This window comes from Tenacibaculum litopenaei, assembly GCF_964514025.1.
Classification (GTDB): domain Bacteria; phylum Bacteroidota; class Bacteroidia; order Flavobacteriales; family Flavobacteriaceae; genus Polaribacter; species Polaribacter litopenaei.
Map to the genome: position 1 here is coordinate 504,067 of NZ_CAZEQT010000006.1, position 24,673 is coordinate 528,739.

At 38.8% G+C, this 24,673-nt stretch carries 25 protein-coding genes; 12 read left to right on the forward strand and 13 right to left on the reverse strand.

All coding sequences use genetic code 11. From position 1 onward, the window contains the following. The first annotated feature begins 19 nt into the window (after nucleotides 1-19). Both ACKTS5_RS10925 and lysA read left to right on the forward strand, forming a co-directional pair. On the forward strand, nucleotides 20-751 hold the full coding sequence (locus ACKTS5_RS10925) for a head GIN domain-containing protein (protein WP_408043904.1): 732 nt from the start codon (nucleotides 20-22) through the stop codon (nucleotides 749-751). 142 nt (nucleotides 752-893) lie between these two features. Then, entirely contained in the window at nucleotides 894-2,102 is a 1,209-nt protein-coding gene (lysA, locus tag ACKTS5_RS10930) for a diaminopimelate decarboxylase (protein WP_408043905.1), read from the forward strand. Between the two features lie 210 nt (nucleotides 2,103-2,312). Here the strand turns inward: lysA and rplI are convergent, their stop codons facing one another. From rplI to rpsF, 3 genes are read right to left on the reverse strand one after another with little or no spacing between them, the layout of a single operon-like run. After that, complete coding sequence (gene rplI, locus ACKTS5_RS10935; RefSeq protein WP_408043906.1) at nucleotides 2,313-2,762, reverse strand: 50S ribosomal protein L9; 450 nt, start codon at nucleotides 2,760-2,762, stop codon at nucleotides 2,313-2,315. Nucleotides 2,763-2,777: 15 nt separating this feature from the next. Next, a complete protein-coding gene (gene rpsR, locus ACKTS5_RS10940; protein ID WP_408043907.1) occupies nucleotides 2,778-3,074 on the reverse strand; it encodes a 30S ribosomal protein S18 in 297 nt (98 codons plus the stop codon). A gap of 3 nt (nucleotides 3,075-3,077) precedes the next feature. Next, nucleotides 3,078-3,419 carry a 30S ribosomal protein S6 gene (gene rpsF, locus ACKTS5_RS10945; RefSeq protein WP_408043908.1) on the reverse strand — a complete coding sequence of 114 codons (342 nt, stop codon included), beginning with the start codon at nucleotides 3,417-3,419 and terminating at the stop codon, nucleotides 3,078-3,080. 226 nt (nucleotides 3,420-3,645) lie between these two features. Between rpsF and ACKTS5_RS10950 the strand changes: the two genes are divergently transcribed. Then, the gene (locus ACKTS5_RS10950) at nucleotides 3,646-4,542 is read left to right on the forward strand and encodes a sterol desaturase family protein (RefSeq protein ID WP_408043909.1); all 897 of its coding nucleotides are present in this window, start codon (nucleotides 3,646-3,648) and stop codon (nucleotides 4,540-4,542) included. A gap of 31 nt (nucleotides 4,543-4,573) precedes the next feature. Here the strand turns inward: ACKTS5_RS10950 and ACKTS5_RS10955 are convergent, their stop codons facing one another. From ACKTS5_RS10955 to ACKTS5_RS10980, 6 genes are all read right to left on the reverse strand, one after another. Then, nucleotides 4,574-5,404 (reverse strand): prohibitin family protein, encoded by an 831-nt coding sequence (locus ACKTS5_RS10955; RefSeq protein WP_408043910.1) that lies wholly within the window; start codon nucleotides 5,402-5,404, stop codon nucleotides 4,574-4,576. A 41-nt stretch (nucleotides 5,405-5,445) separates the two neighbouring features. Continuing rightward, nucleotides 5,446-6,345, reverse strand: a complete 900-nt coding sequence (locus ACKTS5_RS10960; RefSeq protein ID WP_408043911.1) for a cation diffusion facilitator family transporter — start codon at nucleotides 6,343-6,345, stop codon at nucleotides 5,446-5,448. 75 nt (nucleotides 6,346-6,420) lie between these two features. Then, entirely contained in the window at nucleotides 6,421-7,617 is a 1,197-nt protein-coding gene (locus ACKTS5_RS10965; RefSeq protein WP_408043912.1) for an efflux RND transporter periplasmic adaptor subunit, read from the reverse strand. A gap of 1 nt (nucleotide 7,618) precedes the next feature. Continuing rightward, entirely contained in the window at nucleotides 7,619-11,926 is a 4,308-nt protein-coding gene (locus tag ACKTS5_RS10970; protein ID WP_408043913.1) for a CusA/CzcA family heavy metal efflux RND transporter, read from the reverse strand. A gap of 82 nt (nucleotides 11,927-12,008) precedes the next feature. Next, nucleotides 12,009-12,347: a hypothetical protein gene (locus tag ACKTS5_RS10975; RefSeq protein ID WP_408043914.1), complete on the reverse strand. Its 339-nt coding sequence runs from the start codon at nucleotides 12,345-12,347 to the stop codon at nucleotides 12,009-12,011. Between the two features lie 122 nt (nucleotides 12,348-12,469). After that, nucleotides 12,470-13,276 carry an RDD family protein gene (locus tag ACKTS5_RS10980; protein ID WP_408043915.1) on the reverse strand — a complete coding sequence of 269 codons (807 nt, stop codon included), beginning with the start codon at nucleotides 13,274-13,276 and terminating at the stop codon, nucleotides 12,470-12,472. A 22-nt stretch (nucleotides 13,277-13,298) separates the two neighbouring features. On the opposite strand from ACKTS5_RS10980, the gene ACKTS5_RS10985 reads away from it, so the two are divergent. From ACKTS5_RS10985 to ACKTS5_RS11010, 6 genes are read left to right on the forward strand one after another with little or no spacing between them, the layout of a single operon-like run. Next, nucleotides 13,299-14,264 (forward strand): stage II sporulation protein M, encoded by a 966-nt coding sequence (locus tag ACKTS5_RS10985; protein WP_408043916.1) that lies wholly within the window; start codon nucleotides 13,299-13,301, stop codon nucleotides 14,262-14,264. Beyond that, complete coding sequence (locus tag ACKTS5_RS10990) at nucleotides 14,264-14,989, forward strand: DUF4129 domain-containing protein (protein WP_408043917.1); 726 nt, start codon at nucleotides 14,264-14,266, stop codon at nucleotides 14,987-14,989. Before ACKTS5_RS10985 ends, ACKTS5_RS10990 begins: the two co-directional genes overlap by 1 nt. Next, entirely contained in the window at nucleotides 14,990-16,195 is a 1,206-nt protein-coding gene (locus tag ACKTS5_RS10995) for a DUF4350 domain-containing protein (protein ID WP_408043918.1), read from the forward strand. A 2-nt stretch (nucleotides 16,196-16,197) separates the two neighbouring features. After that, on the forward strand, nucleotides 16,198-17,196 hold the full coding sequence (locus ACKTS5_RS11000) for an AAA family ATPase (protein WP_408043919.1): 999 nt from the start codon (nucleotides 16,198-16,200) through the stop codon (nucleotides 17,194-17,196). A 4-nt stretch (nucleotides 17,197-17,200) separates the two neighbouring features. Continuing rightward, nucleotides 17,201-18,535, forward strand: a complete 1,335-nt coding sequence (locus tag ACKTS5_RS11005; protein ID WP_408043920.1) for a DUF58 domain-containing protein — start codon at nucleotides 17,201-17,203, stop codon at nucleotides 18,533-18,535. A gap of 48 nt (nucleotides 18,536-18,583) precedes the next feature. Further along, nucleotides 18,584-18,973, forward strand: a complete 390-nt coding sequence (locus ACKTS5_RS11010) for a DUF805 domain-containing protein (RefSeq protein WP_408043921.1) — start codon at nucleotides 18,584-18,586, stop codon at nucleotides 18,971-18,973. Between the two features lie 35 nt (nucleotides 18,974-19,008). Here ACKTS5_RS11010 and ACKTS5_RS11015 read toward each other — a convergent pair whose 3' ends face one another. The 3 genes from ACKTS5_RS11015 to ACKTS5_RS11025 are packed head-to-tail and all read right to left on the reverse strand — an operon-like array spanning nucleotide 19,009 to nucleotide 21,625. Beyond that, entirely contained in the window at nucleotides 19,009-19,401 is a 393-nt protein-coding gene (locus ACKTS5_RS11015) for an acyl-CoA thioesterase (RefSeq protein ID WP_408043922.1), read from the reverse strand. An 11-nt stretch (nucleotides 19,402-19,412) separates the two neighbouring features. Further along, a complete protein-coding gene (locus tag ACKTS5_RS11020; RefSeq protein ID WP_408043923.1) occupies nucleotides 19,413-19,637 on the reverse strand; it encodes a CPXCG motif-containing cysteine-rich protein in 225 nt (74 codons plus the stop codon). Then, nucleotides 19,604-21,625, reverse strand: a complete 2,022-nt coding sequence (locus ACKTS5_RS11025) for a vWA domain-containing protein (protein ID WP_408043924.1) — start codon at nucleotides 21,623-21,625, stop codon at nucleotides 19,604-19,606. The genes ACKTS5_RS11020 and ACKTS5_RS11025 overlap by 34 nt, the downstream gene beginning before the upstream one ends. Before the next feature lie 145 nt (nucleotides 21,626-21,770). On the opposite strand from ACKTS5_RS11025, the gene ACKTS5_RS11030 reads away from it, so the two are divergent. Then, nucleotides 21,771-22,112 (forward strand): hypothetical protein, encoded by a 342-nt coding sequence (locus ACKTS5_RS11030; RefSeq protein ID WP_408043925.1) that lies wholly within the window; start codon nucleotides 21,771-21,773, stop codon nucleotides 22,110-22,112. Here ACKTS5_RS11030 and ACKTS5_RS11035 read toward each other — a convergent pair. After that, nucleotides 22,093-22,497: a group III truncated hemoglobin gene (locus ACKTS5_RS11035; RefSeq protein WP_408043926.1), complete on the reverse strand. Its 405-nt coding sequence runs from the start codon at nucleotides 22,495-22,497 to the stop codon at nucleotides 22,093-22,095. The two genes, ACKTS5_RS11030 and ACKTS5_RS11035, sit on opposite strands and share 20 nt — an antisense overlap. A 68-nt stretch (nucleotides 22,498-22,565) precedes the next feature. Here ACKTS5_RS11035 and ACKTS5_RS11040 point away from each other — a divergent pair, with 68 nt between their 5' ends. Further along, on the forward strand, nucleotides 22,566-23,162 hold the full coding sequence (locus ACKTS5_RS11040) for a Crp/Fnr family transcriptional regulator (protein ID WP_408043927.1): 597 nt from the start codon (nucleotides 22,566-22,568) through the stop codon (nucleotides 23,160-23,162). Nucleotides 23,163-23,315: 153 nt separating this feature from the next. Further along, nucleotides 23,316-24,659: an adenylosuccinate lyase gene (gene purB / locus ACKTS5_RS11045; RefSeq protein WP_408043928.1), complete on the forward strand. Its 1,344-nt coding sequence runs from the start codon at nucleotides 23,316-23,318 to the stop codon at nucleotides 24,657-24,659. Nucleotides 24,660-24,673 lie beyond the last annotated feature (14 nt).

The following is a 24,673-nucleotide window of genomic DNA, read 5'->3' on the forward strand; positions in this document are numbered from 1 at the left end:
ACAAAACGAACTAATAATTATGAAAAAATTTACAGCAGTACTCATTGCAGTAGTAGGTATGACTATAAGTACACAAGCACAAAGCTGGTGGAATTCAAAAAGAGTAAAAGGAAACGGTACGATCATTACTAAAAACAGAACGGTAGGTTCTTTTGACAAGGTAAGCTTAGCAGCATCGTTTGATGTTAAACTTATCAAAGGGAAAGAAGGAGCTATCAGTATCAAGGGAGAGGAAAATATCATTCCCTTGGTAGAAACGGAGGTACGCGGAAACACCTTGAAAATAAAATTTAAGAACAACGTAAACATCAGTACCACCAGAAAGCTGACCGTTACGGTAGCCTTTGAGAATATCGAAGGTATTTCACTCGGTGGTTCTGGTAATATCTATGCAGAAGACCCTATCAAAACACCATCTATTTCTTTTAATGTAGGTGGTTCTGGAAACATCAAGGCAAAAGTCATTGCCACAAATGTAAAAACCAATATTGGTGGTTCAGGAAATATTCGTTTGTCAGGAAAAACCGAGAAATTAAAGTCGAATATTGCAGGTTCTGGTAGCATCCGTGCCTACGATTTAAAAGCTTCGAGCTTAAAAGCGAGCATCGCGGGATCAGGAAATATCAAAGCCAGCGTAAGTACTAAAATCAAAGCTTCCGTAGTAGGTTCAGGAAATATCTATTACAAAGGGGAACCCAAATACGTAGACATCGATTCTTTAGGATCGGGTGATGTAATCAAAGCAAATTAACAGCCTTTTATATACAGTAATAAAAATCTAGTGAACGTTCACTAGATTTTTTTTTACAAATTTCCGAGATGTGTTTATTTCTTTAAAATAATTTCAAGCACCGTTTGCCTTTTCTAATTTTGACGTATAAAGTCGAAATAACATGAATAGAAAAGACCTTTTACGCCTAGCCGACACTTATGACAGTCCGCTATATGTTTATGACACAGAAGTCATCATTAATCAATATCAGAAAATAACAAAAGCCTTTGCAAAGGTTAAAAATGTCAAGATTAACTACGCGGCGAAAGCGCTGTCGAACGTAAACATTTTAAAGGTATTTAACTCTTTAAAAAGCGGATTGGACACTGTTTCTATTCAGGAAGTAAAACTCGGTTTGTTAGCGGGGTTTGAGCCTAAAAACATCATCTATACCCCTAACGGAGTTTCATTACAAGAAATTGAAGAAGTTGCTAAACTAGGAGTTCAAATCAATATTGATAATCTATCTATTTTAGAACTTTTTGGTCAAAAGCACCCAAAAATTCCAGTATGTATCCGTATCAATCCTCACGTTATGGCTGGGGGAAACAGTAAAATCTCCGTAGGACACATCGATTCTAAGTTCGGGATTTCTATCCACCAGGTACCGCATATTCAACGCGTGGTGGAAAATACTGGCATGCATATCAATGGTATTCACATGCACACAGGATCTGACATTTTAGATATCGACACCTTCTTACGCGCTACCGAGATATTATTTGAAGTGGCCAAGCAATTTAAGAATATTGATTTTATCGATTTTGGAAGCGGGTTTAAAGTTCCTTATAAAGAAGGTGATATCGCTACAAATATTGAAGAACTCGGTGAAAAATTGTCATTGCGTTTTAACGAATTTTGTAAAAACTACGGTAAAAACATCACTTTGATGTTTGAACCCGGAAAGTTTTTAGTTAGTCAAGCGGGGTATTTTCTGGCCAAGGTTAACATCATCAAACAAACGACCTCTACAGTATTTGCCGGGATCGACAGCGGTTTAAACCACCTAATTCGACCCATGTTTTACAACTCGTACCACCACATAGAAAACATCTCGAACCCAAAGGGACGAGAACGCTTTTACAGCATAGTAGGATATATATGTGAAACGGATACTTTTGGGACCAACAGACGAATCTCAGAAATTGCTGAAGATGACATCCTCTGCTTCCACAACGCCGGAGCGTATTGCTATTCAATGGCCTCGAATTACAACTCGCGTTACCGACCTGCAGAAGTTATGATTTACAAAGGGAAAGACTACTTAATACGCAAGAGAGAAACCTTTGATGACATCATAAGAAATCAAGAACAACTTAGTATAAAATAAGCTAAAAGTCCAATCAGCTCACTGATTGGACTTTTATTTTAAACACGTTCACGCAAAATCAAATGTAACTTGCGTATCAGATAAATTCCCCTATTATTATCTGCATCTCGAAGATCGAAATATCTCGATAATTACGGGCAGGAAAAAACCCCTAAAAACAAAAAATCCGTCTAAAAAGACGGATTCTTATTCGTTATAAGCAAGTGCTAATTATTTCTCAGCAACTACTTCAAATACGATGTCAGCAACTACAGTTCTGTGTAAACGAACTGCTGCATTGTATTTTCCTAATCTCTTAACGTTACCACCAGTTACTTTGATGAATTTCTTTTCGATCTCAGTACCAGCTTTTGCTAATGCTTCAGCAACGTCAGCGTTGTTTACAGATCCAAATAATTTGTCTCCTGAACCAACTTTAGAAGCGATCTTGATTTCGTAACCCTTCACTGCTTCTGCTAACTTTTGAGCATCCTCTACTAATTTAGCCTCTTTAAATGCACGTTGCTTTAAGTTTTCAGCTAATACTTTCTTAGCTGAAGAAGTAGCTAATACAGCATATCCTTGAGGAATAAGGTAGTTACGTCCATAACCATTCTTAACAGTTACGATATCGTCTTTAAAACCTAAGTTTTCTACGTCTTGTCTTAATATCAATTCCATGTTTCTACTTCTTTATTATTTTAACATATCACCAACGTATGGCATTAAAGCTAAGTGACGCGCTCTTTTTATAGCTTGAGCCACTTTACGTTGATATTTTAATGATGTTCCTGTTAAACGTCTTGGTAAAATTTTACCTTGCTCGTTTACTAAATACATTAAGAAGTCAGCATCTTTGTAATCGATATACTTGATTCCGCTTTTCTTAAAACGACAGTACTTAGCTTCTTTTTTAGTTTCAATATCAAGTGGAGTTAAGTAACGAACTTCTCCTTGCTTATTTCCTTTTGCTTGTTGATCTATAGACGCCATAGGTTATTTTTTTGCAGATTTAACACGTTCTTTTCTCTTGTCAGCCCAAGCAGCAGCGTGCTTATCTAACTTTACAGTTAAATAACGCATAACGCTATCATCACGTCTGAACTCTAATTCAAACGGAGCGATAACATCTCCAGCAGCTTTAAACTCAAATAAGTGGTAAAATCCACTTTTTTTCTTTTCGATTGGGTAAGCTAATTTCTTAAGTCCCCAGTCTTCTTTGTAAGTCATTTCTGCACCCTTTGAAGTCAAATAGTCCTCAAACTTTTGCACTGCTTCCTTTATCTGACCTTCAGATAAAACGGGATTCAAAATGAAAACAGTTTCGTAACGGTTCATAATTAAATATTTAAAAATTTATTTTAAGGCTGCAAATATACAAAATTTTCATTCATATAAAACCTTGTCTCTCTTTTATTTTACACAAATTCGGTTTTCTTCTTCCCAATACGCTAAATACTCCCTATGCATTCGCTCTTTTTCTATTTTTACTTATATTTAGCTCCCTAACAATCAACACAAAAACGCCATACCGCACTAAAAGCGAAAACAAAACTTATTGACAATGCACATCCCTGAACTCCCTAATTTAATTCACTATGCCATTCCGTTCTTCGTTTTAACGGTACTTTTAGAAGTCATCTTAACGGTAAAGGTAAAGCTAGAACACTACGAATACAAAGACGCTTTGACTTCCATTAGTATGGGACTGGGAAATGTATTGATCGGATTCCTCTCAAAAGGAATCAGCTTCGCCTTTTTTACGCTGCTCTACGAATACAAATTGTTTAGCATCCCGTTTACCTGGTGGGCATGGATATTGCTGTTGTTTGCTGAAGATTTTGTCTATTATTGGAATCATCGCATAGCACATGAAAGTCGACTTTTTTGGGCGAGTCATGTGGTACATCATTCGTCACAACAATACAATTTGGCAACGGCATTAAGGCAAACTTGGTCTGGCGGATTTTATACGTTCATCTTTTGGGGCCCTCTAGCTCTGCTAGGATTCCACCCTGTAATGATAGTAATGCAAATGAGTATCAGCCTGCTGTATCAATATTGGATACATACCGAGCTTATTGATAAAATGCCTCGTTGGTTTGAAGCTGTTTTTAATACTCCCAGTCATCACCGAGTTCACCATGCTACCAATCCTCAATACTTAGACCGCAATCACGCTGGAATATTTATTATTTGGGACCGGCTGTTCGGAACCTTCGAGCCCGAAATTGCTCCCCCCGTGTACGGACTAGTCAAAAACATCGAGACCCACAATCCGGTAAAGGTAGCCTTTCACGAATGGTACGCAGTATTGCACGACTTTTGGTTTAGCAAAACCACCTTAGGGAAAAAGTTATTGTACTTTATTAAACCTCCAGGATGGCGACATGACGGCAGTGGAATCCTGTCAACAGATTTGCGCAAAGCCTGGGAAGAAAAACAAAAAAAGGAAGCCTAACGACTTCCTTCTTCTTTTGTTGGTATGTTCTTTATTGGTTTCCTAAAATAATAGGCATTCCTGATTTTCCTGAACCGATAATCACAACTTTGCTATTTTGTGACTCTGCCAATTTATTGGTTGCTTCAATACCTTTATCTCGTAAAATCTTATCGGTCAAAGAAGCACTTAATATCGTGTTAGCATCGGCCTTTCCTTTGGCTTCAATTCGCTGACGTTGTGCTTCTTTCTCAGCTTTTTCAATTCTAAATTGATATTCTAAGGCTTCTTGCTCTTGTTTTAATTTGCGTTCAATAGCATCACGAATGGTCGTTGGCAACTGCACATCTTCAACTAACACACGTTCCACTATTATGTATTGATCTTTTAATTCTTCCTGTGCTTCTACCAGGATTTCCTGTTCAATCACATCGCGTTTACTCGAGTACAATTGCTCTGGCGTATACCTACCCACAACACTCCTAGCTGCAGCATTGATTGCTGGATCAAGAATATCACTGATGTAGTTACGTCCTTTATTTTTGATTAAGTTCCCTAAGTTCTCGTAATCCGGTTTAAACCAAACCGTACCGTCGACACGTACTTCCAATCCGTTTACAGACAATACGTTCATCTTATCTGAAATAGATTGTTGACGTACTTTTTGAACTATCATTTCATTCCACGGTGCTACGAGGTGAAATCCTTCTCCGTACGTTTTTTCTGTATTAATACCCTGTCCAAATCGCTCGAAGAGTACCCCTGCTTCACCAGGACCTATAGTTTCCGTTGACTTGGCGATAAAAATTAATAGTATAATTGCCACAGGTACTAACAAAACACCTCCCTTAGGAATGTTTAACCCAATTTGATTTCTTGACATAATTTTTAGTTTAGTTTATTCAAATTTACAACATAAATTGGCTATGAGCAATGTGTCTCTTTACATTCTTTCTTTCCCCTTACAATTTCTATGGTTGTATGCTCGACACCATAGCTATCGTGAAGCCTTTGTTTTAATTGATTTTTAAGGGTTTGCTCGCTCACTACATCTACCGTATCTTCCAACCTCACCCAAAACGAAGCAATGTGATATTCACCGTCCATAGTCCAAAGTTTGCAATCGTCAACAGCTTCGATTCCTTCGAAATTAACTATTGTGGCAGTAAGGTCTTTTACAGTAAGCCCTTGGGGCGTACCTTGTAATAGTATACGCAGACTTTCCTTGAGATTCTTATAGACATTGTAAAAAATAAAGAGCGTAATCCCTACAGAAAGCAACGGGTCAAGTACGGGTAACTCCCAAAACTGCATCACAATACTCGCCAGTAAAACCGCAGCCCAGCCTAATACATCTTCTAAGAGATGTAATGATACAACTCGTTCATTGATGGAGGTTCCTTTTTGCAATTTCAATACCGCAACTCCATTAACCCCAATACCTAAGAGTGCTAACCACATCATTCCTCTCGCATCAGTAACTTCGGGATGAAAAATTCTGGGTATGGCTTCTTTGACAATAAAAATCCCACCAACCACTAGAATCAAAGCATTAATAACTGCGCCGAGTAGTGACAACCTCTTAAATCCATAAGAATAGGTATCTGTAGCAGGTTGCTTGGACTTCTTTTCAAAATACCAAGCCAAGCCCAAACTCAAACTATCTCCTAAATCGTGCAATGCATCTGACATAATAGCCAAACTATTGGTCAACACCCCGCCTATAAGCTCGACAAGTGTAAACCCTACATTAAGAAAAAATGCCACTGCGATATTCGACGTTGTACTGTGATGGTGATGATGATGGTGATGATGACTTCCCATAAAAATTGTTTCTACATAGACCTAAGATACGGCAAAAAGATGCAATTTACTACTAGTAAACTGCACCTTCTCACTTTAGTGGGCATGTCCTTCCATCCCCCCTAGTTGCTGCAATAGCTTTCCTTTTAAAAAGTGCGCACCACGCACCACTACTTTCTGATTCCAGTCATCATTTTCAATGGCATCCAAAGCCACATACCCTCGATCCGTATCACCGAGATACACCTTAACGGCTTTAAACACTCCCGACTGTAATTGTACAAATACAAATTGCTCTCCTTCCTTTTCTATGACCGCTTCTTCCGGAACAGCGTATTTCAGCGTTCCTTTCATTAAAATTTCGGCATTGATAAACATTCCGGATTTTAGCACGCCATCGGGATCTTCAAAATGCCCGTGTACATTAACCGTTTTATTCCCCTGCTCTACTTTCTGACTGATCAACTTAATATATCCTTGGTAGGTAGTATCAATCCCTGACGGTACGAACACAAAATCGTCTCCCTTTTTAATTCTGTGAGCATCAGCACCAAAAACTCGGAGTTCGGCATGAATGTGATCATTATCAATAATTTCCATCATTTCTGAATTTGCTGCGAGGTACTTCCCTTGGTTTAAATTGTTCTCTACCACAAAACCAGCTATCGGCGACCTTATAGAAATGAATTGTTGAATACCGCTAGCTTCCACCTTCACAGCATCAATTCCTGCCATTTTAAGTTGAGTTTTATAACTACTCACCAAGCTTTCAAGCGATTTGTACTGTGCTCTAATCGCTAAAAAGGACTTTTTTGAAGCGATGTCTTTTTCAAAGAGCATTTTTTTACGCAAATAATCTGCCTTTGCTACATCTCTTTTATTCACCGCATCCAAATACGCGTATTGCAACTCTATAAAACTCGGATGCTGCAACACAGCTACCACCTGTCCTTTTCGCACACGATCACCAGGAAGTAAATCGGTTTTGTACACAAAAGCTTCTCTCGGCGCGTAAATAGTTGCCTTGTTTTGCGGAGGTGCCTCGATAGATCCGGTGACAGCAAGACGGTTACGTATTAACTTTTTCTGCAGTGGTAGGACCGCTACATTCGCGGTTTTTAACTGAGATTCGCTTAATAAAAGTTCTTCATTCTCTTCTTCATGTGCATTGTCATGAGCCTTCCCTGACTGCTCCACAGCATCGTGATCGTAATCGTGGGTATCTTTTGACTCTCGGTGCCCATTACAAGCGAAGAATATTGTAATTATATAGAGTGCTAAAATTTTTTTCATCTTATTCATGATTGTAATATTGATATGCTATTACTAGTAAATTGTAATTGTTTACGAGTAACAAATAACTATTCATAACTTGGTAGTACGATCGAAAACTTTGGTTGTACTTATAGGCGTCAATTTCACCAGACTTATACGCCAAGGCTATCTTTGCTACAAAGCTCTTCGCTTTTAGAGCCATCTCCTCCATGGCTACCAATTCTTTATCGAGATAACGCAATTGACGCATTACATTGTCCGATTCATTAGAAATAGCCAGTAGTTGTGCCTTGTTTCGAATCGTCACTTCTTCTTTGCGCAACTTACTTTGTGTCACCTTTGCTCGCGTACTCCAAAAAGACAGTGGAAGTTGCAGTCCTACTTGAAAACCTGTAAAACCAGCATCGCCCGTAACCCTTTTGATTACCCCAGCAGTCAACTGCGGGAAATACCCAGATTTAGACAACGCTATTTGACTGTTAAACACCGCTTCTTTCTGGTGGGTAAGTTCGCTAAATACTCCGGCCAAGGACTCGTTTTTAAGCAGTTGTGATTTTCTTTTAGGTTGCTGTTCTTTAGGTGTGATCTGCCCTTGTATTTGCAGTAGGTTTTTCAAGGCGTTTTCCGCATCAATATAGCTGCGATACGCCGAAGTTTTGGCCGCTTGGGTTTCCAAGTACTGCAAACTCGTCAAGTCGTTTTCCACGCCGCCAATTTCTCCAGAACTGTGCAATTCAGCACTGATTTTCTTTATGGTCGTGCTCACCGCCTGTTGTTCTTTTAACAATCGATAGCGCGCGTACTTGTAATGCCAATCTTGGTATTTTATACGCACTTCTCTAATCAGCTCTCTCTTCTGCAAACTTTTAAGAGTTTGCTGTAAGGCAAATTGCTTTTTTGCCGTATCGAAACTGCGAAAAGCTCCGATAATGGATCCGAAATTCTGATTGGCCGTCCATTCCTTTTCTCTGGTATTGAGACCAACACCTATATTTTGATATTGCAACGACATCGGTGCCAAGGCAAAGGCTTTTTGAATAGCAGACTTGCGATTAGCCACAGCGATGTCTGCTGTTTTTAATTGTACCGCTTGCTGTAATGCCAGCACTACAGCTTCCTCTTCCGACAAGCGGAGGTCAATTTCCTGTGCATATCCTTCTGATACTCCCATAAGGAGTAATAGACCAAGAAGTACTTTTTTGGGTTTGCTCGGTATTTTCCAATCCTCTACCCAAACGTACACTACTGGTAATACGATTAAAGTTAACAAGGTCGCTGAAAGCAAACCTCCAATGACCACGGTTGCCAGTGGTTTTTGCACTTCGGCTCCTGCTGAGGTTGACAATGCCATTGGAAAAAAACCAAAAGAAGCCACCGCTGCAGTCATTAATACTGGGCGTAAGCGAATAAGACATCCCTTGCGAACAACCTCGGAAATGGACCAACCTCCTTCTTCCTTTAAACTGTTAAACTCCGTAATCAGTACGATTCCATTTAGCACAGCCACACCAAACAAGGCTATAAAACCAATTCCAGCCGATATTGAAAAGGGCATATCACGAAGGTATAATGCGATGATCCCCCCTATTGCCGACATCGGAATTGCTGTAAAAATCAACACGCTATACTTTAACGAACGAAACGTTAAATACAGCAAAAAGAAAATCAACAACAACGCAATAGGCACGGCAATAGCCAAACGCTCCTGGGCTTCTTCCATATTTTTAAACGTTCCGCCATAGGTTATATAATACCCAGGTTCAAATTTCATTTTGGTCGCGATTTCGGCTTTTAATTCCTTTACGATACTTGCAACATCCCTACCTCGCACATTAAACCCAATGGTAATACGACGTTTTGCATCATCTCGCTGAATTTGATTAATACTAGATTTATAGGTCACTTTGGCTACACTTGCCAAGGGCACTTGTTCACCATAAGGAGTTGCGATGTATAAGTTACGTAAATCGGTAATATCTGAGCGACTGTTTTTCGCCATGCGCACCACGAGGTCAAAACGGCGTTCACCTTCGTAAACAACACCGGCAAACTGACCGGCAAATGCCGCATTGATAGCCTTATTCACCTCGGAAACATTCAATCCGAACAAGGCAATCCGCTCTCTGTTGTACTGAATTACAATTTGCTCCAAACCGGTCATTTTCTCTATATACAAATCTTCAGCACCTTTGATATTGGGAATAATATTCCCCAAACCATTGGCATACTTGACTAACTCCTCTAAGTTTTCACCGTAAATTTTTAAAACAACGTCCTGTCGAGCACCCGTCATCAATTCGTTAAATCGCATTTGAATAGGCTGCTGAAAACCGTATTCAACTCCAACCATTTTTTCATCGAGCAAGGCTTGCATCTTTTCGGTCAAAGCAGTTTTTGAAGCTGCGCGAGTCCACTGCGATTTGTCTTTTAAAATTACAATCATATCAGAGGCTTCTATAGGCATAGGGTCGGTAGGAATTTCAGAAGATCCGATGCGACTCACAATTTCCTCGATTTCATCGGGAAAAGCCTCCATTAATAAACTACTCGACTTGTTGGTGATATCTATAGAATGCGTTAATGAACTCCCCGTAGAAACAACGGTTTGTACAGCTAAGTCTCCTTCGTCTAACGATGGTATAAATTCAGAACCCATTGTAAAAAACACTCCTAAACTCCCTATAAAACATCCCAGTGCGGCTATTACAACCTTTCTTTTGTGTTTCAGAGCCATTACAAGCAGTGGCTCGTACTTTGATCTAAAAAACTGCATTAACCGATCTGAAAATGTTTGCTTCACTTGAATATCCTTACTCAAAAACCAGGCGCTCATCATCGGAACATAGGTCAATGACAACAAGAAAGCACCGAGAATAGCAAAACTCACAGTAATTGCCATGGGTTTAAACATCTTTCCTTCAATGCCTACCAAAGCTAATATTGGCAAATACACGATTAATATGATCAATTCTCCAAAAGCAGCACTCGTGCGAATTTTTGAAGCCGCTTGGTACACCTCTCGATCCATCTCTTCTTGCGTCAGTAACCTACGTTGTTTTCCTTTTGACAAGAAATGCATGGTTGCCTCTACAATAATCACTGAACCGTCGACAATAATTCCGAAATCAATGGCTCCCAAACTCATTAAATTTCCAGATACACCAAAGAGTTTCATCAAACTTATCGCGAACAACATCGCCAGCGGAATCACAGAGGCCACGATAAGCCCTGCTCTAAAATTCCCTAAGAGCAGTACTAAAATAAAAATGACGATCAAAGCGCCTTCGATGAGGTTTTTACTCACCGTACCTATGGCCTTATTCACGAGTTTAGAACGATCCAAAAACGGTTTGATAACAACCCCTTCTGGAAGGCTATTTTGAATTTGCTCCACGCGTTTTTTTACCTGCCCAATAACCTGAGAAGAATTTGCACCTTTCAGCATCATTACGATGCCTCCCACAACTTCACCATCTCCGTTTCGGGTCATTGCTCCATACCGCGTGGCATGGCCAAATTTTACGGTTGCAATATCTTTAATACAAATAGGAGTTCCGTTCTGGGTGTGTTTTACAGCGATCTTTTCTATCGCCGAGACATCTTCTATGAGTCCTTGACTTCGAATAAAATAGGCTCGAGGATTTTTATCAATATAGGCACCTCCAGTGTTCTCATTATTTTTTTCAAGCGCCGTTACCACTTCAGCGATGCTGATTCCTAGGGCTTTTAATTTTTCCGGATTTAAGGCCACCTCATACTGTTTTAGAAAGCCACCAAAACTACTGACATCAGCAACGCCTTCTATACCTAACAACTGCCGTCTTACCACCCAATCTTGCAAGGATCGCAATTCCATACTGGAAAAGCTGTCCTCATAACCCGGTGTAGGAAAAATGGAATACTGATATATTTCTCCAAGCCCCGTTGTCACAGGAGCCATTTCAGGCACTCCAATCCCTGCTGGAATTTGACTTTTTACATCGGCCAGACGTTCGCTTATTTGCTGCCTTGCCCAATAAATATCCGTTTGATCTTTAAATACGACGGTAACAACACTCAAACCAAATCGAGAAAAGGAACGCACCTCTTCCAACTCGGGAATATTAGCTACTGCCAACTCAATAGGAAAGCTTACTAAACGCTCAATATCTTGAGCAGACTGTGAAGGTGCACTCGTTATAATTTGCACCTGATTATTGGTGATGTCCGGCACTGCATCAATTGGAAGGTCACGCAACGAAACGGTTCCCCATCCAATCAAGCCTAAGACAAACACAACAATAATCAATTTATTTTTTATTGAAAATTTTATGATGTTATCTAACATGAAAAGTAATTTAAACATTATGTATTGACACGTTAACCACGTGTACTCTTACCCGATGTAAGTACCGGGGACGGACTAATGTTTAAACTCTGGGCGGTTGAAAAATATCTACCAAATAATTAGAAAGAAAGGTCTGTTGGTAAGACACAGGCGGTTTTTGAACTACTCCCACCAAGGGCAATACTTCAAAATCAAACCACGCAGGAATAAATTCCAGGGACAAATTGACCACAGAGCAATGATGATGGTGTTTTTTATGTTCATCTTCATTACTATCATTTTGATGATGCAAATCTTCGTGTTTAGCATCCATCAACTCGTGTTGTTCAGCATCGTCGTACACCACAATATCATTGTGTGCTTGCATTGGTGGCGCTAGCAATAACAGGGTGACTAATACGAGAATAACTTTCTTCAACATCTAACAAAGGTAGTAATAAATCTTTAACAAATGAAGCGTATACAGCTCAAAAAAACGCAGTCTTCTACAGTTCTTCAAAGAAAAACGAATGACAGCCATTAAAAAGAAGCGTTCTCTTAACGCTACATATTTTGCGTATAATAATTATAATCCTTTAACACGATATCGATAAATTCAAAATCTGTAAGATTTTCGGCTGTTATTCCGGTCACTTCTTCTACTTTGAGCTTTAACTTCTTTATGGTCTTGTAATCTTTAGTTTTACGCGCCTTTCTGTAGGTATCCTTTATAATTCGAGCATCGTTATCAGACAGTTTGATGACCGCAGCAAACTTCGGCTTATATGTTTCTGATATATTCTCTAAAATGGTATGTGAAAACTTCACTTCATCTTTCAGAGTCACTACCGTAGTATTGGCTGCAAAATCTCCGATACGCTGGTTATTCTTTGTAAATAGGATCATAAAAAAACCTATCATTTTTCCCATAAAAAACAAGACATAAAAAAGCGCCTCTAAATGTGACATTCCAAGCGCATAGACATAGACTCCTATTAAGAAAAACAAATTAAAATCAGCAATTCGCAAAAACCAACGAATGAGATAATCGGTAAATGAGGGCTTAAACCCATCTTTTGTGATCACTCTGATTTTCAAGGCTCTTTTCCCTAAGGTTTGTCCATTCATCAAGACTTCCTGATACAAAGAGTACAACGTAACCGGTAAAAACAGAACCACTGTCACGGCCTTTACTGACCAACCATCTTCTGTAGCTTCCAACAATCGTAAATTAAAGAGCTGCATCACAAAATACACATAAGCAAACTTTAGTATATTGTCAATAACAAAAGCCCCTAATCGGAGTCCCACATGTGCGAGTTCAAAGTTAATTTTTACATTTTGTGTGGTATTTACTTGCAGTCTTTTCATACATTATTTATTTTTGTTCTCTATGAGAGAGGTAGCTTTTATTAAGCAAAATAAAGAAAAATGGCTTGAATTTGAAGAAGTAATTTCAAAGAAAACTGAAAAAAGCCCAGATGAAATTGCGGATTTGCATATTAAAATCATGAACGATTTGTCATATGCACAATCCTTTTACCCTAAGAGCAAGGTAGTTACCTACCTCAATAAGCTCGCAAAAAAAAGTTATGGAAAAATTTACCACACCAAGAAACAGGATAAAAACAATTTATTCCATTTCTTTTTTGACACGGTTCCTTTAATCGCCTACAAACGAAGAAACTACATCTACGTTTCTTTTGCATTCTTTTTTATCTGCTTTTTTATCGGACTGTTGTCTACATTTAACGAAGAGAACTTTGCTAGAGAAATATTAGGGAATGCCTATGTGGATGAAACCTTAGAAAATATTGCGAGTGGTGATGCCCTGGCCATCTATAAAGGCGGCAGTACATGGGGATCTTTTATCGGAATCTTTGACAACAATCTACGCGTCGGGCTCAACATGTTTTTGTCTGGATTGTTTATCGGAATAGGAACCGGATATTACATTTTATACAACGGTATCATGGTTGCGGTTTTCCAGGCCTTCTTTTACCAACACAACAGCTTTTACGACAGTATCAAAGGAATATGGATTCACGGTACTTACGAAATTTTCGCTATGGTAATAGAAGCCAGCGCTGGTTACATTATTGGAGGTAGTTTATTGTTTCCGGGAGCTCTTAAACGAATTGAGTCGTTAAAAAAGGGACTACGTGAAGCCTTTTTCCTCTTTATAAGTACTATTCCCTTCACCTTTGTCGCAGCTTTTTTAGAAGGGTATGTCACGCGACTTTACAATCAAATTCCAGCAATTATTTGTTATATTATAATCCTAGCTTCTTTGGCAAGTATCAGTTATTACTATTTGGTACTGCCCTTTAAAGTAGCTTCAAAGCACCATTTGCGCTAATGAAAAAACATTTACTTTCTTGGCTGATAGTACTAATGAGTTTTTCGGCCATTCAAGCGGCGAACCGCGCAACAACAGTACAGCAAACCAACCCTAAACCGAACATTGAATCGGCTAGTATTCAGGAGAGACGTCAATTTAAAGAAAATCTCAACGAGAAATATTCTGGTAGGGACTTTACCTATATTGAAGAAGAAACCAAAAAGGAAGAAACGGAAGATAAAAAATCAAATTCGTCCAGTGGCAAGGCATTTATTGATCTTTTAAAGGGGATCGGAACTATACTCCCCTACCTACTCATCCTATTTGTCGTATTTATTTTAGTGAAGAGCTTTATCGGGGAAGATTTTGATTTCTGGAACAAAAGCAAATCAAAAATAGCTCAAGGAGCTGAGTTTTCCACGGAGGAGGAAGTAGACTTAATTGATAGAACTGGTTACGAAAAAGCTTTACAAAATGCGATTGCGGCAAAAAATTTCCGCTTGGCCACACGCTTCTATTACCTGATTCTATTACAGCGTTTGAACGAAAAAGAACTGATACAATATCACAAAGACAAAACGAACTCGCAGTACTTGTTTGAATTGAGCCAAGCTTCTCAACGCAAACATTTCACCTACCTTGTGTACCTGTACGACTACGTATGGTACGGTGAGTTTCCTATCAATGAAGTAGAATTTGAACAGGTAACCAACAGTTATCAAGATTTCTTTAAAACGCTATAAATGAAAAAGAATCGCAGCATACCATTTTTTACCTTAGGGATACTTGTTGCATTTTTGACTAGTTGTTCAAAAACCAACTGGGAGGAAAACTACAGCAAACGGTCTAAAGATCCCTTCGGAACTTTTATCTTATACGAAGAACTACCCGAATTGTTTGACAATAATGAGGTGCTTTACTTGCGTAAAAACATTCACGACTACCTAGATGATATCTATTTTGAAGAAGAATCAGAAATTGCCAATTACTATCTCATCAAAAAAAACGATGCTAGGTTGGACTCTGTTAGTGTGGCTAGCTTACTTAACTATGTAGCGGCAGGTAATGATGCACTTATTTCTTTGGACCATTTTGGTGAAGAACTAAAAGGCGCCCTCAATTTTGAAACGAAAGACGGTTCTGCTTACGGTAAAAACAACCGTAAAAACATGAGCGGAACTTTGACTTTAGACCGCAATCACTTTACTCCTTTTAAAACTGAGTATGACCGCAACCTGCACAACCACTATTTTTCGGAGCTAGACAGCAGCTCGACAAAAGTTTTAGGTTACCAAACCATCGGTAGGAAACACAACCCTAATTTCTTACAAATAAGTTATGGTGATGGTAAAATTTACTTGCACAGCAACCCTATCGTATTTACCAATTACTACTTGCTCAAAAAGGCTAACCGTGACTATGTCGCTCAGGTATTATCGTACCTTCCCAATCGCAACTCGTTTTGGGATCCAGCTATTCGTTCAAGAAAAATGGCCAAAGAAGAGAGTCGCTCTATCTTAAAGTTCTTCTGGAAGCATAATTCGCTAAAATGGGCATTGCTTTTGGGCTTCTTTGGACTGCTGTTGTTCATGCTTTTTAATGCTAGAAGACGACAACGCCCTGTTCCGGAGCTACCGGAATTGAAAAATGCGACCTTAGAATTCACCCATACTATTGCCAACTTGTATCGCCAAGAAGAAAATCACAAAAATATTATCACCAAAAAAATCACGTATTTTCTTGAAAAAATACGTACCAAATATTTGATAGAAACCAACGTACTCAATGATGACCTTATTGAAAAACTCGCTGCAAAATCGGGTAATGAACTGAGTACAACACGCTATCTAATCAATACCATTATTATGCTCAATAAAAAATCGTCATGTAGTCAAGACGAATTATTGCGCCTAAACACATTAATAGAAAACTTTTTTGAAAATCGCTAATTATGGAAAATACAACAAACGAATCTAGTAATCTTGAATTTGAAAACAGGATTGACTTAACAGAGTTACAAGAGAGCGTTTACCAAATAAAATCGCAACTCTCAAAGGTGATTGTTGGACAACAGCGCATGATGGACCTTTTAATTGTTGCTTTATTAGCCGATGGTCACGCCTTGATAGAAGGAGTTCCAGGAGTAGCCAAAACGGTTACGGCAAAGCTTTTATCGAATACTATTAGTATTGATTTTAGCCGTATACAATTCACTCCCGATTTAATGCCTTCGGATATTTTAGGGACCTCGGTGTTTAATGTAAAGACCTCTGAATTTGAATTTAAAAAGGGACCTGTATTTTCTAACATGATTTTGATTGATGAGATTAACAGAGCGCCAGCTAAAACGCAAGCCGCTCTTTTCGAGGTTATGGAAGAGCAGCAAATCACTATGGATGGCGTTACCTATAAAATGGACGAGCCTTTTATAGTGCTAGCTACGCAAAACCCCGTAGAACAGGAAGGTACCTATCGATTACCAGAAGCACAACTCGATCGTTTTCTTTTTAAAATTAACGTTGAATATCCAACTGCAGAAGAAGAGCTAGAAATCGTGACCCGTGAGCAAGCACTGATAAACGGAAGCAAACTCGACGCTGTGGAACCTGTGATTTCAGGAGCCCAGATTACGAAATATAGAGCTCTCGTAAAACAGATAAAAGTGGAGCCTCATTTGTTGAAATACATAGCCAATATCGTGGTAAATACTCGTAGCAACTCCTTTTTATTTTTAGGAGCATCTCCTAGGGCTACGATTGCCATTTTAAATGCAGCAAAAGCTTTTGCCGGTATCCATGGAAGAGACTTTGTTACACCTGAAGATATAAAGTCTGCAGCCATTCCAGTGTTGCAACACCGTGTTATTGTAACCCCTGAACGCGAAATGGAAGGGCTCACAAGTACACAAATCATTGAACAAATCATCGAATCCGTAGAAATTCCAAGATAAGCACATGCAGAATTTATACAATTCTTTATTTCTCAACAATCGATTCTTTTACGGGGTCGGAATGCTGAGTATGCTTTTTATAGTAGGATATTTCGTGCCCTTTTTCTTTTGGATAGCTAAATTGGGAGTATTTTTCCTGGTACTGCTTACCTTGGTTGATATGCTATTGCTGTTCAGCACCAAAAATGCCCTACAATTAGAAAGGATACTCCCTGAACGCTTGTCAAACGGAGATGATAATACGGTACAATTGCACCTTACTAGCAAATATAAATTTAAAGTTAAAGCGGAAATTTTGGAAGAGCTCCCCTTTCAGTTTCAATTGCACAACTTTAGTTTAACCGAAAGCTTAACACGCAATAAAACAGTTCAGATTGACTATATTGTCAGTCCCAAAAAACGCGGTGAATACAATTTTGGTCGTGTGAACATATTCATCACAACCCCATTTCAATTGGCTAGTAAAAAGTTTGAACTAGGAACAGAAAAAACATTGAAATGTTATCCGTCTTTTTTAAAAATACAAGATTTTAGCTTAAAAGCCATCAGCAATAATTTAACTGCTATCGGAAGTCGCAAAATCAGACGACTCGGACACTCCCTCGAATTTGAACAAATCAAAGAATACGTTTCAGGAGATGATATCAGAACCTTAAACTGGAAAGCGACCGCTAAGCGCAACCAACTTATGGTTAACCAATACATAGACGAAAAGTCACAACCTGTTTATGCCATTATCGATAAAGGGAGAACCATGCAAATGGACTTTGACAAGTTACATTTACTCGACTATGCCATCAACGCTACTTTGGCCTTGAGTAATATCATTTTGTCGAAACAAGATAAAGCCGGAATGCTGACATTTGCCGAAAGCGTGGATAATTTTGTCGTAGCTGAACAACGACGCTCTCAAATGAATTTAATTTCGGATGCACTCTACAACGTAAAAACCAAGTTTATCGAGGCGGACTACAGTTTATTATACGCCACTATTAAACGAAAGATTACCAGTAGAAGTTTGCTTTTACTCTATACCAACTTTGAAACAATAGATGCTTTAAACAGACAATTACCATACCTGCGCGCAATTGCGAAAAACCACCTGTTAATTGTTATCTTTTTCGAAAATACCGAATTGATAAATTTTACAGAGCAAAAAGCCAAAACAGACAGCGATGTATACGATAAGGTGATTGCTGAAAAATTCATGTATGAGAAAAAACAGATTGCAAACGAACTCCGCAAATACGGGATACAGTCAGTACTCTCCACTCCTGGAAATTTGACCGGTAACACCATTAATAAGTATTTGGAAATAAAGTCAAGAGGACTTCATTAATTTGTTATATTTGGCATCAATTAACTAAAAAAAACAAAAAGAATTATTATGAATTGGTATTTAAAAGTACTTGAAAATTACGCGAATTTTTCGGGCAGAGCAAGAAGAAAAGAGTATTGGATGTTTACGTTGTTTCACATTCTTATTTTGCTAGCTCTTGCACTTACTGGCGTTGCTACTGAATCGTCAGTATTTATAATTATATGCTATTTATACATCTTGATTACCCTTATCCCTACTTTGGCCGTAGCGGTTAGACGATTGCACGACATCGGTAAAAGCGGATGGTTTTATCTGCTGAGGATGATCCCACTTGTTGGACCTATCTTAATGTTGGTTTGGTTTTGTACCGATAGCGAACACGGAAAAAATCAGTGGGGAGACAATCCTAAAGGATTTGGAAACGACAGAGAGATTTCCATGATAGGACGAGAATAAAATAAAAAAAAGAGAAGCTGAGGCTTCTCTTTTTTTTATTGTTTTTTTAGGCGATCTTTTACATATTCCTTTTCCGTTTTTCCGTGTTGCGTCGGTACGCCGTTTTCATCCAAACTCACCATGATGATTTTATCGATTTCAATAATGGTTTTATGCGTTAACTTATTGCGCACTTCACAAGTTAAGGTGATCGATGTTTTCCCAAACTTAACCACGTCTATACCAATTTCAATAATGTCCCCCTGCTTAGCAGAACTGACAAAATCAATCTCAGACATAAACTTCGTAACCGTCTTTGGGATTTCCAATTGGATGATGGCGTAAATCCCTAACTCTTCATCAATCCATTGCAATAGCCTACCTCCAAACAAGGTTCCATTCGGGTTTAAATCTTCGGGTTTTACCCATTTTCTGGTGTGAAACTTCATAACATTCTTATTTACTGTTCTATACTATTTACCTCAAAATACACGAGCTGCCTTTCTTCTATTGCTAACTGTACTCGAAAAGGGTTGCAACACACTTCACAATCTTCTATATACGATTGCGTCTGAACACTGGTATCTACTAATACAGAAATTTGCTCCCAGCAGTATGGGCATTGAAAAAAGTGCTCTTCCAACATACCGTTTATATTTTTCCGAAATACTTTCTCGTAAACCATTCAGCACTGAATAAACCAGCTATCACTAGTAATATCCAATACCAATCGAGTAAGGATTTCTCTATAAGTTTTTCTGACTGTAATGGCTGTAGGTTCGAGTTTGTAAGCAAGGTGTTTACCAACTCTTCTGTTTGGTCGGAATAAAAGAGTTTTCCTTTCGATTGTGCTGCCAAGAGCTCAAGTTTTTCCTTCGAAGCAGTAGTAAACTGTTCTTCCAAGGAATAAGGCACTATCTCGAAACTCCCGTATCGTTTTAAGTCTTGTCCTTTTACCACTACAATAAAACTGTATTTCCCGGGCTTTAAGCCTTCTAAACGAACTTCAAACACGTTTCCTTTCAAGGAAAACGGAACGCGGGTAACCTCCTTTTTGTCGGAGTCACGAACCTGAATTTCCAGCGCCGCACGTGGATCAAATCGGTAGGTTTCGTCTACGTAATAAGCCGTAAGATCAACAGATAGGTTGGCAGGAACTATTCTATCATAGCGTAATGATAGACGCTCTTTCTTCTCTCTGTCACTCGTAAACTGGACAAAATTCCCTAAAAACTCATCAAAGTCATCGAAATTGTCATTGACTGCAAAGTAGGCTGCTCGCCATTTCCAGAGACCTTCACCCAACAACCAGCTAAATCGCCCTTCTTGTCCATCGAAGGTTACCAGCAACGGTTGCTTCGTATCCAGGCCGGTTATATTTTGATATAACAATACCTTCGCTTCCTTAGTAACGCGCATCCTTCCAAACTTATCTTCAAGAGGTGGAAACTCTTCAAATCCAATATTTTTCTGTACAAAACTCAAGAAATCTGGATTATACACAGCACCGTAACCTTCTGATTTCTGGATGGCTTGTTTTTTAATTCCCAGGGAACGCGCATTGAGGAAACTCCAATCTGTTTGACTCCCTGTAACAATAAGCATATTAGAAGATCGCACATCGAATAGCTGTTTAAATTGCTGATTTGGCTGATACGCAATGACCAAATCATAGCTCGCTATATCTTTAACTGCACGAGTTGGCGTTGTAATTGTTACAGATCGTTGTTCGCTCCTTTCAATAGCCTTTTTTAAGGCTCCTAAATCGGGGTGCATAACGGTGCTCACTAATAGCACTTTTGACTTTTCATTGAGGACTTCAATAGAAAAAGAACGGCTGTTATTTTTTGTATTCTTTTCGCTTTTTATCTTTTTTACTACCGCCCTGTAGAACTGAAGCCCCACTTTTTCAGAAGTCACAAAGCACTGTACTTGCTTAAAATTTTTAGCTGCAGATAAAACCAAAGGTTCTCGATAAACCAACTTGCTCTTGTGGTATAATTCAAAAACGGTATTCACCGTCTCTTTACCTTCGTAATTCACCTGAACCTCCACCGGAAATTTATTACCGATATAACTGTATTTATTTACGTTTACACGCTCAATACTCAGGTCTTCTACTGCGGTAGTATCACCAATAACCAAAGGGTAAATCGGAGCTGAAAACCTTTCTAACTGGTAGGCATTCCCTTTCGTTTGATTACCGTCCGTGATCAAAACTTGCACGCGATTGCGCTTGTTAAACAGTTTTTCACTTCCTTTCAATGCTTTGGTAATATCCGTATAAGGTTGGTCAAACACTAAACTATCAGGAAGTGTTGTTGGTTGTGCTCCAAAAGCAAATGCAACGAGATCAAATTTGTCTTGTAATTGCTTGTCCTCAAGTATGATTTTTCTAATCTTCTCTACTTGTTCTTCCTTTTTCAGTGCTTTAACTGAAGCCGAATTGTCAAACAGCACATTTAAAACGGGCTTTGTCGTTGTTGTTTCCATAAAAGCCACTGTTGGATTCACCAAAAGCGCCCCAATAAAAAACAGTCCTAAAAATCGCATAATTGCTAAAAACCAAAGGTATTTAGGCCTTGCTTGTTCTCGAAAAAAATAATGAATATAGGTGGCAATTGCACTTCCGATAGCAACGCATACCAATAAAACTACAGTTAATGTCGACACGTAAATTGTTTTAAAGCGTGAAGATAATGATTACTAGATAAAAATACTTCATGCCCTCCAGAATCTTATCAGCCTTTATGATTCAAGTCATAAACTACCGAGCTCATCACGACTAACTTTGTAGAACAATTTAAAAAAACAACTCATGCAAATCACTAATACGATCACCAACAACAAACAAAAGCCAACAACGTTTAACATTTTTCAAACGATAAATCAAGAAATCGAAGCGCAACAGTCTAATGCCATGGGAATCGCCATCATACTCATTATTGCTAGTACCATGATTGCTTCCATTTCAGCGGCATTGGCAGTCCATAAAACCATCGCGTACTTTCCATTAGTATTCACCTGCATTTCTGCTATGGGAGCCAACGCGATGGCCATTAGCCAACGTTCTTTTAAAACGATAGCTTGGTCGTTTATCATTAGTATTACCGGTAATATATTTCTGATTATTTATCAACTTATGACAATGGCGGCTTAGGCTTCGCTTCATACATTCGAAAGAACAACATAGAGGCTATATTTCTAGCGCGTTCTTTGGCTTCATGAGCTTTGGTTCCTACAAATAATTCATCGACAGTGGAGAACCAGAGCTCTAACCACTTACCGAAGTGCTTTTGTTCAATAGAAAATTGGAAGTTTTTATCGACGTCTTGGTGTGCTTTCATTGGATTTCCTTTGAATTTCCTCACAAAAAACAAATTGGTTTCCCAAAAATCAGTCAATTTCTCTAAGTGTGCCTCCCAGGTTTCCTCCGGAATGGTTTGAACAAAAATTGGCCCGATAAAATCATCTCTTTTAATCTTATCATAAAAAGTCGTTACCAACAACTTTACATCTCGTCTCTCTGTAATTTCTCTTTTCACCTGTTAATTATTAAATTCTTGCTCAAAAGTATATCTTTACACCTGTGCAATTTATGACCTAAATCATAATGATTCCAATAGAACTTCTCGAAAAATTTGATGCGCAACTTCGCAACTATACCAAGGGTGAGCTTTTGTTTGCTCAAAATGATACCGCTCGCAATTATTACCAGGTACACGCAGGCGCCGTTAAAATGAATAATTTCAACGACGATGCCAAAGAGTTTATTCAAGGGATTTTTTACCAAGGACAAAGTTTCGGAGAACCTCCATTGTTTATTGACATCCCCTACCCCGCTAATGCGGAAGCCATGGCGGATTCGGAGGTTTGGGTACTGCCTAAATCAGCGTTATTCAATTTATTGGAACAGCACCCAGCAATACACCTTCAACTGACCACCCAGTTGGCAAAACGCCTCTATTACAAAGCTATTATTGCCTCTGAAATTTCCAATCAAGACCCCGCACATCGCATACTTCGCTATTTTGATTACCTCAAATACGAACTGGCACAAAAAGATAAAAACGAACGCTACCAAATACCGCATACACGTCAACAAATTGCCGATCTGTTAGCGCTGCGTGTCGAAACAGTGATACGAGCTATAAAAACTTTAGAAAAAAAAGGAGCCGTTACCATAGAAAAGCGGAAGGTGTACAGATAAAAACCATTTCGGAATTGCACTGACACAGTTCATAGCTACTGAACCTTTATAGGTCATCGAGAACTTCACGCTGAAATCTGGAAATTTAGTTTATTATTCAAGGTTAAAAAGTTTAGAATTTTTACATTTGTTGTTTCAACACAACAGACAAAAATGAACTTAACACAATTAAACGCCATCTCACCAATTGATGGACGGTACCGCGGTAAAGTTGCGGATTTAGCAGCGTATTTTTCTGAACAAGCATTGATCAAATACCGCGTTAAAGTGGAAATTGAATATTTTATTGCCCTTTGTGAACTTCCACTTCCACAATTAGCAGACTTTAACAAAGAACTATACAGTGACTTACGAAATATCTACGAGAATTTCACGGCTGAAAATGCCCAAAAAATTAAGGACATTGAAAAAGTCACCAACCACGATGTAAAAGCAGTAGAATACTTTATCAAGGAAGAATTTGACCGCCTTAACATCGCCCAATTCAAAGAGTTCATCCATTTCGGATTGACTTCACAAGACGTAAACAACACAGCTATTCCTTTATCTATTAAAGATGCCATGGAAGAGGTGTATTATCCTACGCTCGACACCTTGGTAAGTACCTTAGCAGCTTTATCAGAAGAATGGGCTGAGGTTCCGATGTTAGCACGTACACATGGACAACCAGCCTCTCCTACGCGTTTAGGTAAAGAGTTTTTTGTCTTTGTAGAGCGTATTAACAATCAAGTTTTACAAGTGCAACACATTCCTCATGCAGCTAAATTTGGTGGAGCTACCGGAAACTTCAACGCACACAAAGTGGCCTATCCAAATATTGATTGGAAGAACTTCGGTACTCATTTTGTAGAAAACATCTTAGGCTTACACCACTCGTTTCCAACAACGCAAATTGAGCACTACGATCACATGGCTGCGCTATACGACGGGTTAAAACGCATCAATACCGTATTAATTGACCTAGACAGAGACGTTTGGACCTATGTTTCGAATGATTATTTCAAACAAAAAATTAAAAAGGGAGAAGTCGGGTCTTCTGCAATGCCGCATAAAGTAAACCCTATTGACTTTGAAAACTCTGAAGGAAACCTCGGAATTGCCAACGCACTCTTCGAGCACCTTGCAGCAAAACTTCCCGTTTCACGACTACAACGCGACTTGACGGACAGTACTGTATTGCGAAATGTGGGTGTTCCTTTTGGTCATACCATTATTGCATTTACGGCAACCTTAAAAGGATTAAACAAACTCTTGTTAAACCGAGCTAAGTTTGAAGAGGACTTGGAAAACAACTGGGCAGTAGTAGCAGAAGCTATTCAAACCATATTGCGTAGAGAATCGTACCCGAATCCTTACGAGGCATTGAAAGGTTTGACTCGAACCAATGAAAAGATCACGAAGAACTCTATTGCTGCTTTTATAGATACTTTAACGGTCTCTGAAGACATCAAAGCTGAGCTCAAAGCTATCAGTCCATCAAATTACACTGGAATTTAAATTTTACTATATAT